Origin of the sequence: Pseudobacillus sp. FSL P4-0506, from assembly GCF_038003025.1 — a bacterium.
Lineage (GTDB): Bacteria > Bacillota > Bacilli > Bacillales > Domibacillaceae > Pseudobacillus.
Genome location: NZ_JBBOOI010000001.1, coordinates 780,830 through 797,947 on the forward strand (window position 1 = coordinate 780,830; position 17,118 = coordinate 797,947).

Consider the following 17,118-nt stretch of genomic DNA (forward strand, 5'->3'; position numbering starts at 1 on the left):
GTTATGAACGGACTGCTATGGATCAACTTAATTGCAACTATTTTTGTAATCGCTTACGGGGTGTATTTATTCGTTTATTTATTAAAAACTCGTTATGAATACATGAAGTTGGGCAAAAAACAAGCATTTGACAACGATGTGAAGAAGCGATTGGAGAAAATTTGGGTATTCGTGTTCGGGCAGAAAAAGTTGCTGAAAGACAAAAAAAGCGGTGCCATTCATGTCATGTTCTTTTACGGGTTTTTGCTCGTGCAGCTTGGTGCCATTGACTTTATTATCAAGGGTATTGTCCCAGGGGCACATCTGCCGCTTGGCCCGCTGTATGGAGGGTTTAAGTTTTTTCAGGAACTAGTGACCTTAATGATTCTTGTAGCCGTCGTATGGGCATTTTACCGTCGTTATGTAGAGAAGCTTGTTCGCTTAAAGCGCGGCTGGAAAAATGGCCTCGTTCTGATTTTTATCGGACTCTTAATGCTGTCTGTCTTAATTGGAAACGGCTTGGATCTCATCTGGCATGAAGGAGCAGATGTTCACTGGACGTGGATCGAACCAGTCGCTTCTACTATTGCTGTAGTCTTTTTAGGAATCAGCACCAAGGTGGCCATTGCTTTTTTCTATGTCTCCTGGTGGGTGCATTTACTTGTTTTGCTCACCTTCCTTGTATATGTGCCACAATCCAAACACGCTCATTTAATTTTCGGGCCAGTCAATACGTATTTTCATCGCCTGGATCGTCCGGGGACATTAAAGCCAATTGACTTTGAGGATGAAACGCAAGAAACCTTTGGTGTCGGAAGGATTCAGGACTTTAATCAGCTGCAAATGATTGATTTTTACGCTTGTGTGGAATGTGGGCGCTGTACGAATATGTGTCCGGCTACCGGTACCGGGAAGATGCTTTCGCCGATGGACCTAATTGTCAAGCTGCGTGACCATTTAACGAACACAGGGGCAGCCGTGACATCGAAACAGCCATGGGTGCCGGCATTTGCTTTTGCCAACACACAAGGGAACCAGCTGGCGCTGGCTGGTGGGGCAGAAGCAGCAGCTGCTATGTATCACCCCAGCCTGATTGGCGATGTGATTACCGAAGAGGAGATTTGGGCATGTACGACGTGCCGCAACTGTGAAGACCAGTGTCCGGTTATGAATGAGCACGTCGATAAAATTATTGATCTGCGCCGCTATCTTGTTTTAACCGAAGGAAAAATGGACCCGGAAGCCCAGCGGGCAATGCAAAGCATTGAACGTCAGGGGAACCCTTGGGGGCTCAATCGAAAGGAAAAAGAAAACTGGCGTGATCTACGCGACGATGTCCATGTGCCAACAGTGAAAGAGATGAAAAAAGCAGGAGAGGACTTTGAATACTTGTTATGGGTCGGCTCAATGGGCGCATTTGACAACCGCAGCCAGAAAATCGCTCTTTCGTTTGCTCGTTTGTTAAACGAGGCTGGGGTAAAGTTTGCGATCCTTGGGAACAAAGAAAAGAATTCTGGCGATACGCCGCGCCGTCTGGGCAATGAATTTTTATTTCAGGAGTTGGCGGCAGCGAATATAGCTGAGTTCGAGAAAAACGGTGTAGAGAAAATTATCACGATTGATCCGCACGCGTACAATATTTTCAAAAATGAATATCCGGCGATGGGCTTCAAAGCAGAGGTATATCATCATACAGAACTGCTTGCGCAGCTTGTGAAAGAAGGGCGCCTGAAGCCGCAGCATCCGGTCAATGAGACAATTACCTTCCATGACTCTTGCTATTTGGGCCGCTACAATGACGTCTATGACCCGCCGCGGGAAATTTTAAAGGCGATACCAGGTGTAAAACTGGTAGAGATGGCCCGCAACCGGCAGGACGGTATGTGCTGCGGAGCAGGCGGCGGACTGATGTGGATGGAGGAAGATACTGGCCATCGCATTAACGTAGCACGCACGGAGCAGGCGCTGGCAGTCAGCCCATCTGTCATTAGCTCCGGCTGCCCTTACTGCCTGACGATGCTCTCCGACGGCACAAAAGCGAAGGAAGTGGAAGAAACCGTCGCCACTTATGATGTAGCCGAATTGCTAGAGAAAGCTGTTATCGGTCCACAAAAAGTGGAGGAACTTCCGGAAGAAGAGCAGGCTGAAGAGCAACGTAAAGCAGTCGTCGCTGAAACAGCTGCTGATACACAAGAGAAAAAATAATAGAGCAGAGAGGAAATTCCTCTCTCGCTCCTTTGTTTTTTGAATGTTCATTATTTTCGTTTGATTTTTAATTTATTTTCTTTAAAATAAAAGAATATAAGAGTATAAAAGGGAAAAATGTCCCTTTTCTTATGGGGAATTTTCGAGCGAGCGTTCAGTCAAAGTGGTGAAAGCGTTTTCTTTAAAATGGGTGAAGGGGGAAATAATCATGGCAAAAACAGTAATTATCGATGGGGCTCGTACGCCTTTTGGAAAATTTGGTGGGGGACTAAGCACATTATCGGCTTCACAGCTTGGGGGAATAGCGATTAAAGAGGCTTTAAGACGCGCAGGGGTAAGCCCTGATCAAGTGGATGAAGTGATTTTTGGGAACGTTCTTCAGGCAGGACAGGGACAGATTCCTTCTAGACAGGCAGCTAGGGAAGCAGGGATTCCTTGGGAAGTGAAAACAGAAACCATTAATAAAGTGTGTGCATCTGGCTTGCGAAGCGTCACGATGGCCGATCAAATCATCCGAGCAGGCGATGAAGAGGTCATTGTTGCGGGCGGCATGGAATCCATGTCTAATGCTCCTTATGCGCTTCCTAAAGGACGATGGGGAATGCGGATGGGAGATGCGCCGATGGTTGATTTGATGATTCATGACGGATTGTCCTGCAGCTTTACGGGGGTCCATATGGGGAATTATGGAAACCAAACAGCTGAAGAATTTGGTCTGTCGAGAGAAGAGCAGGATGAATGGGCGGGTCGCAGTCATGAACGAGCAATAGCTGCTATTGAAAATGGCCGCTTGTCAGAAGAGATTGTCGCAGTTGAAGTGCCACAGAGAAAAGGAGACCCTGTCAAAGTAGAGCAAGACGAAGCTCCTCGCAAAGATACCAATAAAGAGGTATTGGCAAAGCTGCGCCCGGCGTTTGGTAAAGATGGAACGATCACAGCGGGCAATGCGCCAGGAATTAACGATGGAGCTGGGGCACTCGTCCTAATGAGTGACGAGCGGGCTGCAAAAGAAGGGAAACAGCCCCTTGCCACAGTGATCGGTCATGCGGAAGTAGCCGTAGAAGCGAGCAAGTTTCCGCAAACTCCAGGGCTTGTCATTAATGAAATTCTAAAAAAGACAGGAAAGTCCCTCCAGGACATTGATTTATTTGAAGTCAATGAAGCTTTTGCTGCCGTTGCACTTGCAAGTGGTAAAATTGCTGATCTTGACCCTGAGAAAGTGAACGTAAACGGTGGAGCCATCGCCCTTGGTCATCCAATCGGGGCAAGTGGAGCGAGAATTATTCTGACACTTGCTTATGAACTGAGAAGAAGAGGCGGCGGCATTGGAATTGCGGCTATTTGCAGCGGAAGTGGCCAAGGCGATGCCATCATGATTGAAGTGTAAAGAAAAGCGAAAGGCGCTAGCTCAGCACGCTAGCGGATTGGAGCTCTCGACGAGAAGTCGCTTTTCAGACTTCGACAGAGAGAGCGAAATCAGCGTACGTGCTAGCGCCTGCAGCTGGACAAAAGAAAAGCGAAAGGCGCTAGCTCAGCACGCTAGCGGATTGGAGCTCTCGACGAGAAGTCGTCTTTCAGACTTCGATAGAGAGAGCGAAATCAGCGTACGTGCTAGCGCCTGCAGCTGGAAAAAAGAAAAGCGAAAGGCGCTCATTCAGCACGATAGGGGATTGGGGAAATTTCAAGAGGCGTGGTTCTTGGATCCTTGTAGAAGGTGTACACCATTTTTAAGCCAGCGCTTATCCATTCCAAATGGTACTGACAAAAGGGCATATTTGCGCACAAATTAAACAATGGGAGGGGAAATTATGGAAGTAAAAAAGCTAATGGTTATTGGAGCTGGACAAATGGGATCGGGTATCGCCCAGGTTTGTGCCCAGGCTGGTTATGAAGTGCTTTTAAATGATTTGAAAACTGAATTTATTGAACGCGGGATAGGAGTCATTGAGAAAAATCTCTCTCGTCAAGTACAAAAAGAGCGCATGACAAGTGAAGAAAAAGCCGGAATAATCGGGAGGATTTCTACATCAACAGACTTGCAGGATGCGAATGAGGTAGACCTTGTTATTGAAGCAGCGGTAGAAAACATGGACATAAAGTGTAAAATCTTCTCCCAATTAGATAAAATTGCGCCGGCACATACAATTTTAGCAACCAATACTTCCTCGCTTCCGATTACAGAAATTGCGGCTGCTACAAATCGTCCAGAAAAAGTGATCGGCATGCATTTCATGAATCCTGTACCCGTGATGAAACTTGTTGAAATTATCCGCGGTCTAGCAACAGCAGATGAAGTGTATCAAGCAATTGAGGATATAACAAAAACCCTTTCCAAGGTGCCGGTTGAGGTCAATGACTTTCCTGGTTTTGTAGCAAATCGGGTACTGATGCCGATGATTAATGAAGCAATTTATACATTGTATGAGGGAGTAGCAACAAAAGAAGCGATTGATGAAGTGATGAAGCTCGGTATGAATCACCCGATGGGACCGCTAACGCTGGCTGACTTCATTGGCCTTGATACATGCTTATACATTATGGAAACGCTTCATGATGGCTTCGGCGATGATAAGTATCGTCCTTGCCCATTGCTTCGCAAATATGTGAAAGCCGGTTGGCTCGGCAAAAAGACCGGTCGCGGCTTCTACACATACGACTAAAGCGCCTAACCTTAAACAACAGGAGGAAAAAATATGGAATTGCGATTTTCAGAAGAGCAGCAGATGATGAGGAAAATGGTAAGGGATTTTGCAGAAAGTGAAATCGCACCGTTTGTGGAACGCATGGAGAAGGGGGAGTTTCCTCGTGAATTGATTAAGAAAATGGCTGAGCTGGGCTTAATGGGAATTACAATTCCTGAGGAGTATGATGGCAGTGGGATGGACTTTATTTCTTATATTATTGCGATAAATGAGCTGTCAAAAGTCAGTGCTACAGTCGGGGTTATCTTATCCGTTCACACATCTGTCGGCACCAATCCAATTCTGTATTTTGGCACAGAAGAGCAAAAGAGTAAATATGTACCGAAGCTGGCGACCGGAGAGTATTTAGGGGCCTTTTGCCTGACCGAACCAGGAGCTGGGTCGGATGCAGCCAATTTAAAAACAAAAGCAGTCAAACAAGGGGATTATTATACGATAAACGGTTCAAAAGTATTTATCACAAACGGGGGAGAAGCAGATACATATATCGTCTTTGCTTCAACCAATCCGGCAGAAGGTTCCAAGGGCATTTCAGCCTTTATAGTGGAAAAAAATACACCGGGACTGATCATCGGCAAAGATGAGCATAAAATGGGCCTTTATGGCTCTCGCACCGTGCAGTTAACCTTTGAAGATATGAAAGTGCCGCACGAGCAGCTGCTTGGAAAAGAGGGTGAAGGATTTAAAATTGCAATGGCAAATCTGGATGCCGGTCGTATCGGCATTGCTGCCCAGGCATTGGGGATTGCCGAAGCAGCGCTGCAGGAAGCTACACAATATGCGAAAGAGCGCAAGCAGTTTGGAAAACCGATCGCCGCTCAACAAGGGCTTGCCTTTAAAATTGCTGACATGGCAACAAGTGTGGAAGCAGCAAAATTGCTCGTTTACCGTGCAGCCGGTTTGCGATCACAAGGGCTTGCCTGTGGCAAAGAGGCTTCAATGGCAAAACTGTATGCATCAAAGACAGCCGTTGATGTAGCAATCGAAGCTGTTCAAGTACACGGCGGCTATGGTTATACGAAAGAATATGCCGTGGAACGGTTCTTCAGAGATGCAAAAGTAACAGAAATTTATGAAGGTACGAGCGAGATTCAAAAGATCGTTATCAGCAAACAGTTAATCAAATAAAGGCGGGGAACAAGATGAACTTCCAACTGACAGAAGAACATGAAATGATTCGCAAAATGGTACGGGATTTTGCTAAAAATGAAGTCGCTCCAACAGCAGCGGAACGAGATGAAGAAGAGCGCTTTGACATGGAGCTCTTCCGCAAAATGGCAGATCTCGGATTAACGGGCATTCCCTGGCCGGAAGAGTACGGTGGCATTGGGAGCGATTATTTAGCTTATTGTATCGCTGTAGAAGAGCTGTCAAGAGTTTGTGCATCGACAGGTGTTACCCTGTCCGCCCATACGTCACTCGCTGGCTGGCCGGTTTATAAGTTCGGCACTGAAGAGCAAAAACAAAAATACTTAAAGCCGATGGCCCAGGGGGAAAAGATTGGCGCCTACGGATTAACAGAGCCTGGCTCCGGTTCTGATGCAGGCGGCATGAAAACAACAGCCCGTCTGGAGGGCAATGAATATATTTTGAATGGCTCGAAGATCTTTATCACAAATGGCGGTATCGCCGATATCTATATTGTATTTGCCTTAACAGATCCAGCTTCGAAACAACGTGGTACAACAGCATTTATTATAGAAAAAGATTTTCCGGGATTTTCTGTCGGCAAAAAAGAAAAGAAGCTTGGCATCCGTTCATCACCTACAACAGAGATTATTTTTGAAGACTGCCGCGTGCCGAAAGAGAATGTCCTTGGCTCGGAAGGAGAAGGGTTTAAAATTGCTATGATGACCTTAGATGGCGGACGTAACGGCATTGCCGCCCAGGCAGTCGGCATTGCCCAGGGAGCGCTTGATGCGGCGGTTGAATATGCGAAAGAGCGCAAACAATTCGGCAAACCGATTGCTGCGAATCAAGGCATCTCCTTTAAGTTAGCTGACATGGCCACTGGGATCGAAGCATCCCGCTTGCTCACTTATCAGGCTGCTTGGCTTGAATCAAACAATTTGCCATATGGAAAAGAATCGGCGATGTCAAAGCTGATGGCCGGTGATACAGCAATGAAGGTTACAACCGAAGCGGTACAAATTTTTGGTGGTTATGGCTATACGAAGGACTATCCGGTTGAACGCTATATGCGTGATGCGAAAATTACCCAAATATATGAAGGCACGCAAGAAATACAAAGATTAGTCATTTCGAGAATGGTTACAAAATAATTAAAGCTCTGGCCCGGACAAAATCGGTTATAATGTTAAACAGCAAATTTAAAAGAGTAAAATAACAGCAAATGTAAGAGCAGATGAGGAGAGTACCGCTTCTTCTGCTCTTGCTATGTATTTATTAAAGGCGGTTGATAACATTGAATGCGGGCAAGAGAAAAGTACACGCATCTGTAAAAGACGAGCAATTAATCGAAAAAAGACGTTCTGAAATGATTAAAGGGGCCGTTCATCTTTTTAAACAAAAAGGGTTCCATCGAACAACAACGAGAGAAATTGCAAAAGCGGCAGGGTTTAGTATCGGAACGCTCTATGAATATATTCGCACAAAAGAAGATGTTCTTTATCTTGTATGTGACAGCATTTATGATCAGGTAAAAGATCGCTTGCAGCAAATTGATCTAGAGGCAGGTACACTGGAAAGCTTGAAGCTTGGCATCGGCTATTATTTTAAAGTCGTAGATGATATGCAGGATGAAGTGCTTGTTATGTATCAGGAAGCGAAATCTCTTTCAAAAGATGCTTTGCCTTACGTTCTTAAGAAGGAAATGGATATGGTGAGCATGTTTGAAAGGCTGATCCGCCGTTGTGTAGAGAATGGAGAGCTTGATATCGAAGAACAAAAGATTCATATGCTCGCCCAAAATATTTTTGTGCAGGGACAAATGTGGGGGTTTCGACGCTGGACATTGCAAAAAAACTTTACGATTGAAGATTATATCAATGTACAGACGGATTTGCTGTTCTTAGGCATTAACGGCTACAAAGCGAAACAATAAGGGGGACAAGAAATGAGTCAGACAGTGGGGGTTTATCAACCAAAACATCATATTCGTTTTGTGACAGCTTCCAGCCTTTTCGACGGGCATGATGCATCGATTAATATTATGCGCCGGATTTTGCAGGCGAGCGGTGCAGAAGTGATTCACCTCGGCCATAATCGTTCGGTCGAAGAGGTTGTAAACGCTGCTATCCAGGAGGATGTACAGGGGATTGCTATCTCCTCTTATCAGGGCGGCCACGTGGAATACTTTAAGTATATGTATGATCTGTTAAAAGAAAAAGGCTGCCCGCATATCCGAATTTACGGAGGTGGAGGCGGCGTTATCATTCCTCGGGAAATAAAAGAGCTTCATGATTATGGGATTGCGCGGATATTTTCACCTGAGGATGGCCGGATTAATGGTTTGCAAGGCATGATCAATATCATGCTGAAAGAATGTGATTTTTCTACTGTATCTGGCAACCTGGGAGAAGTCATTAACAAGCTGCCAGACGGGGATATTACGGCTGTGTCAAAATTGATTTCACTAGCGGAGAATCAAATAGGGGCTAATAAGGAAGAAAAAGCCGAAGCAGCTGCTGCGTTTGAACAAATTCAGTCTTTAAGCAATGAAGCCCCAGTCATTGGTATCACCGGGACAGGTGGTGCAGGGAAAAGCTCTTTGACCGATGAACTGATCCGCCGCTTCCTCAATGAATTGTCCGACAAAAAAATCGCTATTTTATCTGTCGATCCAACAAAGCAAAAAACAGGCGGTGCGCTACTTGGTGACCGTATTCGCATGAATGCCATTTTCTCTGACCGGGTGTTTATGCGCAGTCTTGCTACCCGAAATTCCCGTTCTGAGCTTTCACTCGCTATGAAAGATGCGATCCGTGTTGTAAAAGCAGCTGGTTATGATCTTGTCATTGTAGAAACGAGCGGAATCGGGCAAGGAGATGCAGAAATTACTGAAATTTCCGATTTGTCCATGTATGTAATGACGAGTGAGTTCGGGGCACCTTCCCAGCTTGAGAAGATTGATATGATTGATTATGCTGACTTAATTGTTATTAACAAGTTCGAAAGAAAAGGTTCGGAGGATGCTAAACGCCAGGTACAGAAGCAATATCAGCGCAGCCGCAACCTATTTGATGAGCCGCTCGATCATATGCCGGTCTATGGAACGATTGCCAGTCAATTCAATGACCAGGGCACGAATGCTTTATTTGCCGCACTCGTAGAAAAGATTAATGAAAAAGCTGGCACCGACTGGAAAGTATCCTTCAGTAAAGAAGTAGATGTGGAAAAGCAAAACGTTATTATTCCTAATGATCGTCGCTACTATTTGAGAGAGATTGCTGAAACGGTGAGGCGCTATCATCAAAAAGCAGAAGAACAGGAACAAATTGCCCGCCGGCTGTTCCAGCTTGAGGGGGCATTAAAGGAAGCGAGAGCCAACGGCGCTGGCAAAGAAGTCATTCGACCGCTTGAAACATTTAAAGCGGCTGTTGAGGAGCAGCTGACCGCTGAATCGAAAAAGATCCTTGCCGGGTGGAAGGAGTTAAAAGAGACATATGCGGCTTCTGAATACGTCACCAAAATTCGTGACAAAGAAATAGTAACAGAATTGACAACAACGAGCTTATCAGGACTTAAAATTCCTAAAGTGATGCTGCCGAAGTTTGTTGATTACGGAGAGATTCTTCGTTGGGTATATAAAGAGAACAGGCCAGGTTTCTTTCCCTACACAGCCGGTGTTTTTCCGTTTAAGCGGAAAGGAGAAGACCCTAAACGACAGTTTGCAGGGGAAGGCACGCCCGAAAGAACCAATCGCCGCTTTCATTACTTGTCCAAAGATGATGCAGCAAAGCGGTTAAGCACGGCTTTCGACTCGGTTACCCTGTATGGGGAAGACCCGGATCACCGCCCGGATATTTATGGGAAAGTCGGCGAAAGCGGCGTGAGTATCTGTACGCTGGAAGATATGAAAAAACTGTACGCCGGTTTTGACCTTTGTCATCCGTCTACCTCGGTCTCCATGACGATCAACGGGCCCGCACCGATTATTTTGGCGATGTTTATGAACACGGCAATCGATCAGCAGGTAAAGCGGAAAGAAGAAGAGCTTGGCCGCATACTTACAATTGAAGAATTTACCGATGTGCGGGCTGAAACGTTAAAAACAGTTCGAGGAACCGTGCAGGCTGATATTTTAAAAGAGGATCAGGGGCAAAATACCTGCATTTTTTCCACGGAATTTGCTCTGCGTATGATGGGAGATATCCAGCAATATTTCATTGATCATTCGGTTCGCAATTACTATTCTGTCTCGATTTCCGGCTACCATATTGCTGAAGCCGGAGCCAATCCGATTTCCCAGCTTGCTTTTACCTTGGCGAATGGCTTCACTTATGTAGAGTATTATCTAAGCCGCGGCATGGCGATTGACGATTTTGCACCGAACTTGTCTTTCTTTTTCTCAAACGGTCTAGATCCGGAATATACAGTAATTGGCCGCGTTGCCCGAAGAATCTGGGCAGTAGCGATGCGTGAGAAATATGGTGCCAATGAGCGGTCGCAAAAGCTTAAGTATCATATTCAAACATCCGGGCGCTCACTCCATGCGCAGGAGATTGATTTTAATGATATTCGGACGACACTGCAAGCGCTAATGGCTTTGCAGGATAATTGTAATTCACTTCATACAAATGCTTATGATGAAGCTATCACTACACCTACTGAGGAATCAGTGCGCCGTGCTATGGCGATTCAGCTCATTATTACAAAGGAGCATGGATTATCAAAAAATGAAAACCCAATGCAAGGTTCCTTCATCGTTGAAGAGTTGACAGACCTTGTAGAGAAAGCCGTGCTGCAGGAATTTGAGCGCCTGGATGATCGAGGGGGCGTGCTTGGGGCAATGGAGACTCAGTATCAGAGAGGGAAGATCCAGGAAGAGTCGATGCACTATGAAATGTTGAAGCACACGGGTGAATTGCCAATCATTGGTGTTAATACTTATCTGAATCCAAATCCGCCATCCGAAGAAGAGATCAATAGCATGGAATTAGCAAGAGCAACGAAAGAAGAGAAAGAGCATCAGATCAGTGAGTTGCATGCGTTCCAGCAAAAGCATGAACAGGAGGCCGAGCGAGCGTTAAAACGGTTGAAGGAAGCTGCTGTGAATGGAGGGAACATTTTTGCTGAACTAATGGAAACAGTAAAAGTTGCCAGCCTTGGGCAAATTACAACAGCTCTCTATGAAGTAGGCGGACAATATAGAAGAAATATGTGAGTAACAACAGCCGTGGAAGAAACAGGTATTCTCTTTCACGGTATTTTTTTCACGAAGAAAGATTATAATTGTAAAATAAAGGGTAACGTAATGGGGAAAAGACCGCTTTTATACATTCATGATGTAAAGTTTTTTTACATGATCACTTATTTTCTTTTATAATGTTTACCAGAAAGTATACAATAAGGGAAGGGTAAAAGGCGGGATGTGGAATGATGAAGCAGTGGTTGAACTATATATGGCTAGGCGCCTGTGTGCCCGCAGCTTTTTGGCTTTATCAGATCCAGCTTGGAGCCATCCCTTTTATTTTATTGTCATTTTTTCTATTTTATCGGACATATGTGGAAATGAAGAAGAAAAGTTTGGCAGAAAAGCCGTCTGAAGAGGACGTGTCGAAAAAGGCGGACAAAAAAAAAGCGGAAATCGTTACATAAATATGGCATAATGAAAGCGTCGATGTTTATAATGGTGAATATGACCTTTTCACTCCAGTGGAGTGCGTAAATAGAGAAGGGAAGTGCGGATGTGAATTTGAAGCAACTATCTAAAGAAGAATTGAAGGAAATGTCCTTTATTGAAATTGCTTACGCTCTTTTAAAAGAAAGCAAAGAACCGGTAGTATTTCAGGACATGCTTTCTCAAATTCAGCAATATCAAGAATTGAGCGATGCCGAGTTAAAATCGCGAATGATCCAATTCTATACTGACCTGAATATCGATGGCCGGTTTATTACATTTGGAGAAAATCGCTGGGGTTTGCGTGCTTGGTATCCAGTCGATCAATTAGAAGAGGAAGCTACACCGACTGTAAAAGCGAAAAAGAAGAAAACGAAAAAAGCAGCAAAAGAAGAACCAGACTTCGATGAAGACGAATTGGATGAAGTGGACGAACTTGAAGAAGATCTCGATTTTGAAGATGAGGATCTCGAAGATCTTGATGAAGTAGAAGAGCTTGAAGATCTGGATGAGTTGGATGAAGATGACGAATTCGAAGATGATCTTGGCGAAGAAGATGAGTATGATTTGGACGACGATGAGGAAGAAGATTTAAAATAAAGAAAATTAATCTTTTCTTGACTTCCTTTATTTCAAATTGTAGTATTTTATTTGGGCTCTTTAAAGAGACGTTTTTATGCTTATAACGCTCCCTTTACTTTTAAGTAATTGGGGCGTTTTTGTTTTTTGCCCCGATAAAATAAGTGTATTCATTTAATAATATAAAGAAACAATAGATTGAAGGGGGCTTTTCAAGTTGACTAAATATATTTTTGTAACAGGCGGGGTTGTTTCTTCTCTCGGTAAAGGGATCACAGCTGCTTCCCTGGGACGCTTGTTAAAAAATCGTGGATTAAAGGTGACTATTCAAAAGTTTGATCCATACATTAACGTCGATCCGGGAACAATGAGTCCCTACCAGCATGGAGAAGTATTCGTTACTGACGATGGAGCAGAAACAGACTTGGATTTAGGGCACTACGAGCGTTTCATCGATATTAATTTAAATAAGTACAGCAATGTCACTACAGGTAAGATTTATTCAACAGTCTTGCGCAAAGAACGCCGTGGTGAATATTTGGGTGGTACGGTTCAGGTCATTCCGCATATTACGAACGAAATTAAAGACCGTGTGTTCCTTGCAGGCAGAGAAACAAAAGCTGACGTTGTTATTACAGAGATTGGTGGAACAGTAGGGGACATTGAATCCTTGCCATTCTTAGAGGCTATCCGTCAAATCAAGAGCGATGTCGGTGCCGATAACGTAATGTATATCCACTGTACGCTTATTCCATATTTGAAAGCTGCCGGTGAAATGAAAACAAAGCCGACACAACATAGTGTGAAAGAGCTTCGCAGTCTTGGAATTCAGCCAAACATTATCGTTGTTCGTACGGAGTTGCCTGTTTCACAGGAAATGAAAGATAAGCTAGCTCTTTTCTGCGATATTGCTCCGGAAGCGGTTATTGAAGCAATGGACGCCGATACTCTTTATGCTGTCCCACTTTCTCTCCAAGAACAGAAAATGGACGAGCTTGTCTGCCGTCATTTAAAACTTCAGTGCCATGATGCGGAAATGGATGACTGGAAAGCGCTCGTGGATAAAGTACGTACTTTATCGAAAAAGACAAAAATCGCGCTTGTTGGTAAATATGTAGAACTACAAGATGCTTATATCTCAGTTGTAGAAGCTTTGCGTCATGCTGGTTACGCATTTGACGCGGATATTGAAATTGACTGGATCAACGCTGCTGAACTAGTCGCTGAAAATGCGGAAGAGCGCTTGAAGGGTGCAGACGGCATTCTCGTTCCAGGCGGTTTTGGAGATCGTGGTATTGCTGGTAAGATTGAGGCAATTAAATATGCTCGTGAAAACAAGATTCCGTTGTTTGGTATTTGTCTTGGCATGCAGCTTGCTTCTATTGAATATGCAAGAAACGTTGCTCAATTAGAGGGTGCCAACTCATCTGAAATTGATCCAACAACTCCATACCCGATCATCGACTTGCTGCCAGAACAAAAAGATGTTGAAGATCTTGGCGGAACGCTTCGTCTTGGCTTGTATCCATGTAAATTACAAAAAGGAACAAAGGCTTATGAAGCTTATCAAGATGAAGTCGTTTACGAACGTCATCGTCACCGCTATGAATTTAACAATGAGTTCCGTGAAGCAATGGAGAAAAAAGGCTTTGTTTTCTCTGGTACAAGTCCAGATGGCCGTCTCGTGGAAATCATCGAGCTTGCTGATCATCCGTGGTTTGTAGCAGCTCAGTTCCATCCGGAATTTACGTCACGACCAACTCGCCCGCAGCCGCTTTTCCGTGCATTCATTGAAGCGACTTTGGCTAATAAATAAGAAAGAAAAAGCCTTTAAAGCATGTGTGCTTTAAAGGCTTTTTTCATTGTTTAATTTTGTTCCTGCAAAATTTCATCGATGGTAAGCTTAAGGGAAAAGTAAATATATAGGGCAGCGAGACTAGAAGGAAAGCCTGTACGGCCGCCATTTTCGTCAGGAAGAAGCCCTTTCGTAACCTTTGTATTTATAAACACATCGGCTTTTTCGTGAAGTGAGTGCTCTTCCTCGGGCACAAGTCCGGCTATTGCAACGAAGGGAATGCCTCGTTCCTCAAGAGCAGCAGCTAAAGCTACAGCTTCGGAGTCATGGGAAAAACGGCTAACGAGAAGCACCCGGTCACTTTCTGTTATGTTATCGGTGGCTTCAAACGATTGGAAGCAGGAGAGCGCTTCAGCTCCGGCCGTTGCTTCTGCCTCTACGGCTTTCATTTCTTCAAATCCTTTTATATAAACTCGTCCCTCTCCGATTACTGCCTGGGCCAGAAGGCGGGCGCCATCTTCCATTTGTTCCGCTTCTTTATCGGCAATCCGTTGGAAAAGACCATTTAATTGAGTGGTAAACATTTTTAACATCGTTCGTCCTCCTTAATCGTGAAGTATATTATACATGTCTTTTAACTCGGGAGCAAAAGTCATAAATTATTTCCGTAAGCAGGAATTTCGAGTGTCGAACAAGAATTAAACATAGAGCAAGAAATAGTCAGTTGTTTTAAACCATACATAACATAATAGAAAGACAATTAAGATCAGGGGGAGAGGCAATTGAGTGGGAAAATACTTATTGTAGACGATCAATTTGGTATACGCATTTTACTAAATGAAGTTCTTCAAAAAGAGGGGTACGAAACATTTCAGGCAGCGAATGGCATACAAGCTCTCGAAATTGTAGATAATCATTCACCTGATTTAGTGTTGTTGGATATGAAAATTCCAGGAATGGACGGCATCGAAATTTTAAAACGTATGAGGGAAAAAAATAAAAGCATCCGTGTCATTATTATGACGGCCTACGGAGAGCTGGATATGATTCAAAAAGCAAAGGATCTTGGGGCGCTCACGCACTTTGCCAAACCATTTGATATTGATGATATCCGCACAACAGTAAAAGAATACATATTTTCCTAAAGGATAACCGGCTGCTTTTCCATTGGTAAAGGGCCGGTTATTTTGGTATGATACAAATGTAAATTTATTCGTAAGTGTATACTAAGATGTGTACTTAGTTCATCGAGGAGGAAAATAATCATGCCTTTAGTTTCCATGACAGATATGCTAAATAAAGCAAAAGAAGAAAAGTATGCTGTTGGACAGTTTAACATCAACAACCTTGAATTTACTCAAGCTATTTTGCAGGCGGCTGAAGAAGAAAAGTCTCCAGTCATTCTTGGGGTTTCTGAAGGAGCAGCCCGTTATATGGGTGGTTTCAAGTTTGTCGTTGCTATGGTAAAGGCCCTAATGGAAGAGTATGAAGTAACCGTTCCGGTAGCTATTCATCTTGATCACGGTTCCAGCTTTGAAATGTGTGCCAAAGCAATTCAAGCAGGCTTCACTTCCGTTATGATCGATGGCTCTCATCATCCATTAGAGCAAAACATTGAGCTAACAAAAAAAGTAGTAGAGCTTGCCCACATTCACGGTGTATCTGTTGAAGCAGAGCTCGGCCGTATTGGCGGACAGGAAGATGACTTGATCGTGGAAGATGCGGAAGCTGCTTATGCCATTCCGGCAGAGTGTGACCAATTAGTCCGTGAAACAGGTGTGGATTGCTTTGCTCCAGCTCTCGGTTCTGTTCATGGTCCATACAAAGGCGAACCGAAATTGGGCTTTGACCGCATGGAGGAAGTAATGAATTTGACCGGCGTTCCACTCGTACTTCACGGGGGTACTGGTATTCCAACAAAAGACATTCAGCGTGCGATCTCCCTTGGAACAGCAAAAATTAATGTTAACACAGAAAACCAAATAGCATCAGCAAAAACGGTGCGTGAAGTTCTCGCTGAAAAACCAGATTTATATGACCCACGTAAGTACCTAGGACCTGCACGCGAGACAATCAAAGAAACCGTTAAAGGAAAAATGCGTGAATTTGGTTCCTCTGGAAAAGCGTAAAGCTTATTTATCCTATAAAGATGCATAAAAGAAACCGCCTTATTGAAGTAAGGCGGTTTCAATTTAGAAAAGCGGAAGCGCCCGAATGGCTCCGACAAGCATAAGATGGGCCGGTGAAGTGGCGTCTTTTAGCCACACAGCTGGACGAACTTATAACCCTGAGGAGCAGGCGCTGCAATAGCCAACTAATTAAAGGAGAGATTATATAATGAAATTATTCATCGATACAGCTAACATGACAGAAATCAAAGAAGCCCATTCTTGGGGCATTCTATCAGGTGTGACAACAAATCCATCTTTAGTGGCGAAGGAATCTGTTCCTTTTGAAGAGCGCTTAAAGGAAATTACTGATTTGGTGAGTGATTCAGTCAGCGCTGAGGTGATTGCGCTTGATGCAGAAGGAATGATCAAAGAAGGCCGTGAATTAGCAAAGATTGCACCGAATATCACGGTAAAAGTTCCGATGACAGCAGAAGGATTAAAAGCGGTTTCTGTTTTCGCTAAAGAAGGTATTAAAACGAATGTAACGTTAATTTTCAGCGCAAACCAAGCATTGTTAGCAGCGAGAGCAGGCGCTTCTTATGTTTCGCCATTTTTGGGACGTCTTGATGATATCGGCCATAATGGATTGGATCTTATTGAAACGATTGCTTCTATTTTTGCTATTCACGGCATTGATACAGAAATCATTGCTGCTTCTATCCGCCATCCACAACATATTACAGATGCAGCTTTACGTGGCGCCCACATTGCAACTGTACCATTTAAAGTGCTGAAGCAAATGTTTAACCATCCGCTAACAGATAAAGGAATTGAGGCGTTTTTGGCTGATTGGGATAAACGCCAAGTAAAATAAAACATTTTTTACATGTTTTTACTTCAGTGGGATAAACTATATTTAGTGAAAATAGTCAGCGTATGATGAAG

14 protein-coding genes are annotated in these 17,118 nt (G+C 44.0%); 13 read left to right on the plus strand and 1 reads right to left on the minus strand.

Annotation, left to right across the window (positions count from 1 at the left end; all coding sequences use genetic code 11):
• The first annotated feature begins 3 nt into the window (after positions 1-3).
• The 10 genes from MKZ02_RS03880 (at position 4) to MKZ02_RS03925 (ending at position 14,083) form a co-directional block, all read left to right on the plus strand.
• A complete protein-coding gene (locus MKZ02_RS03880) occupies positions 4-2,184 on the plus strand; it encodes a (Fe-S)-binding protein (RefSeq protein WP_340851953.1) in 2,181 nt (726 codons plus the stop codon).
• A 208-nt stretch (positions 2,185-2,392) separates the two neighbouring features.
• On the plus strand, positions 2,393-3,571 hold the full coding sequence (locus MKZ02_RS03885; protein WP_120035350.1) for an acetyl-CoA C-acetyltransferase: 1,179 nt from the start codon (positions 2,393-2,395) through the stop codon (positions 3,569-3,571).
• A 421-nt stretch (positions 3,572-3,992) separates the two neighbouring features.
• Complete coding sequence (locus MKZ02_RS03890; RefSeq protein ID WP_340851955.1) at positions 3,993-4,844, plus strand: 3-hydroxybutyryl-CoA dehydrogenase; 852 nt, start codon at positions 3,993-3,995, stop codon at positions 4,842-4,844.
• A 33-nt stretch (positions 4,845-4,877) separates the two neighbouring features.
• Positions 4,878-6,014 (plus strand): acyl-CoA dehydrogenase, encoded by a 1,137-nt coding sequence (locus MKZ02_RS03895; protein ID WP_340851957.1) that lies wholly within the window; start codon positions 4,878-4,880, stop codon positions 6,012-6,014.
• Positions 6,015-6,028: 14 nt separating this feature from the next.
• The gene (locus tag MKZ02_RS03900) at positions 6,029-7,168 is read left to right on the plus strand and encodes an acyl-CoA dehydrogenase (protein WP_120035341.1); all 1,140 of its coding nucleotides are present in this window, start codon (positions 6,029-6,031) and stop codon (positions 7,166-7,168) included.
• 143 nt (positions 7,169-7,311) lie between these two features.
• Entirely contained in the window at positions 7,312-7,950 is a 639-nt protein-coding gene (locus tag MKZ02_RS03905) for a TetR/AcrR family transcriptional regulator (RefSeq protein WP_340851958.1), read from the plus strand.
• Between the two features lie 12 nt (positions 7,951-7,962).
• Positions 7,963-11,232, plus strand: a complete 3,270-nt coding sequence (icmF, locus tag MKZ02_RS03910) for a fused isobutyryl-CoA mutase/GTPase IcmF (RefSeq protein ID WP_340851959.1) — start codon at positions 7,963-7,965, stop codon at positions 11,230-11,232.
• A 212-nt stretch (positions 11,233-11,444) separates the two neighbouring features.
• The gene (locus tag MKZ02_RS03915; protein WP_120035337.1) at positions 11,445-11,666 is read left to right on the plus strand and encodes a hypothetical protein; all 222 of its coding nucleotides are present in this window, start codon (positions 11,445-11,447) and stop codon (positions 11,664-11,666) included.
• A gap of 91 nt (positions 11,667-11,757) precedes the next feature.
• A complete protein-coding gene (rpoE, locus tag MKZ02_RS03920) occupies positions 11,758-12,288 on the plus strand; it encodes a DNA-directed RNA polymerase subunit delta (protein WP_120035335.1) in 531 nt (176 codons plus the stop codon).
• 196 nt (positions 12,289-12,484) lie between these two features.
• Positions 12,485-14,083: a CTP synthase gene (locus MKZ02_RS03925; RefSeq protein ID WP_120035333.1), complete on the plus strand. Its 1,599-nt coding sequence runs from the start codon at positions 12,485-12,487 to the stop codon at positions 14,081-14,083.
• 50 nt (positions 14,084-14,133) lie between these two features.
• Here the strand turns inward: MKZ02_RS03925 and MKZ02_RS03930 are convergent, their stop codons facing one another.
• Complete coding sequence (locus tag MKZ02_RS03930) at positions 14,134-14,655, minus strand: DUF2529 family protein (RefSeq protein WP_340851962.1); 522 nt, start codon at positions 14,653-14,655, stop codon at positions 14,134-14,136.
• A 189-nt stretch (positions 14,656-14,844) separates the two neighbouring features.
• Here MKZ02_RS03930 and MKZ02_RS03935 point away from each other — a divergent pair, with 189 nt between their 5' ends.
• From MKZ02_RS03935 to fsa, 3 genes are all read left to right on the plus strand, one after another.
• Positions 14,845-15,207: a response regulator gene (locus MKZ02_RS03935; protein ID WP_120035326.1), complete on the plus strand. Its 363-nt coding sequence runs from the start codon at positions 14,845-14,847 to the stop codon at positions 15,205-15,207.
• A gap of 120 nt (positions 15,208-15,327) precedes the next feature.
• Positions 15,328-16,191, plus strand: coding sequence for a class II fructose-bisphosphate aldolase (locus MKZ02_RS03940; protein ID WP_340851964.1), 864 nt, complete (start codon positions 15,328-15,330; stop codon positions 16,189-16,191).
• Positions 16,192-16,399: 208 nt separating this feature from the next.
• Positions 16,400-17,047 carry a fructose-6-phosphate aldolase gene (fsa, locus tag MKZ02_RS03945; RefSeq protein WP_120035324.1) on the plus strand — a complete coding sequence of 216 codons (648 nt, stop codon included), beginning with the start codon at positions 16,400-16,402 and terminating at the stop codon, positions 17,045-17,047.
• The last annotated feature ends 71 nt before the right edge of the window (positions 17,048-17,118 follow it).

Excerpts from the sequence above, each read along its gene's own strand:
- MKZ02_RS03880 (WP_340851953.1), top strand. The coding sequence starts at position 4 with ATGAACGGACTGCTATGGATCAACTTAATTGCAACTATTTTTGTAATC.
- MKZ02_RS03885 (WP_120035350.1), top strand. The coding sequence starts at position 2,393 with ATGGCAAAAACAGTAATTATCGATGGGGCTCGTACGCCTTTTGGAAAA.
- MKZ02_RS03890 (WP_340851955.1), top strand. The coding sequence starts at position 3,993 with ATGGAAGTAAAAAAGCTAATGGTTATTGGAGCTGGACAAATGGGATCG.
- MKZ02_RS03895 (WP_340851957.1), top strand. The coding sequence starts at position 4,878 with ATGGAATTGCGATTTTCAGAAGAGCAGCAGATGATGAGGAAAATGGTA.
- MKZ02_RS03900 (WP_120035341.1), top strand. The coding sequence starts at position 6,029 with ATGAACTTCCAACTGACAGAAGAACATGAAATGATTCGCAAAATGGTA.
- icmF (WP_340851959.1), top strand. The coding sequence starts at position 7,963 with ATGAGTCAGACAGTGGGGGTTTATCAACCAAAACATCATATTCGTTTT.
- MKZ02_RS03915 (WP_120035337.1), top strand. The coding sequence starts at position 11,445 with ATGATGAAGCAGTGGTTGAACTATATATGGCTAGGCGCCTGTGTGCCC.
- MKZ02_RS03930 (WP_340851962.1), bottom strand. The coding sequence starts at position 14,655 with ATGTTAAAAATGTTTACCACTCAATTAAATGGTCTTTTCCAACGGATT.
- MKZ02_RS03940 (WP_340851964.1), top strand. The coding sequence starts at position 15,328 with ATGCCTTTAGTTTCCATGACAGATATGCTAAATAAAGCAAAAGAAGAA.
- fsa (WP_120035324.1), top strand. The coding sequence starts at position 16,400 with ATGAAATTATTCATCGATACAGCTAACATGACAGAAATCAAAGAAGCC.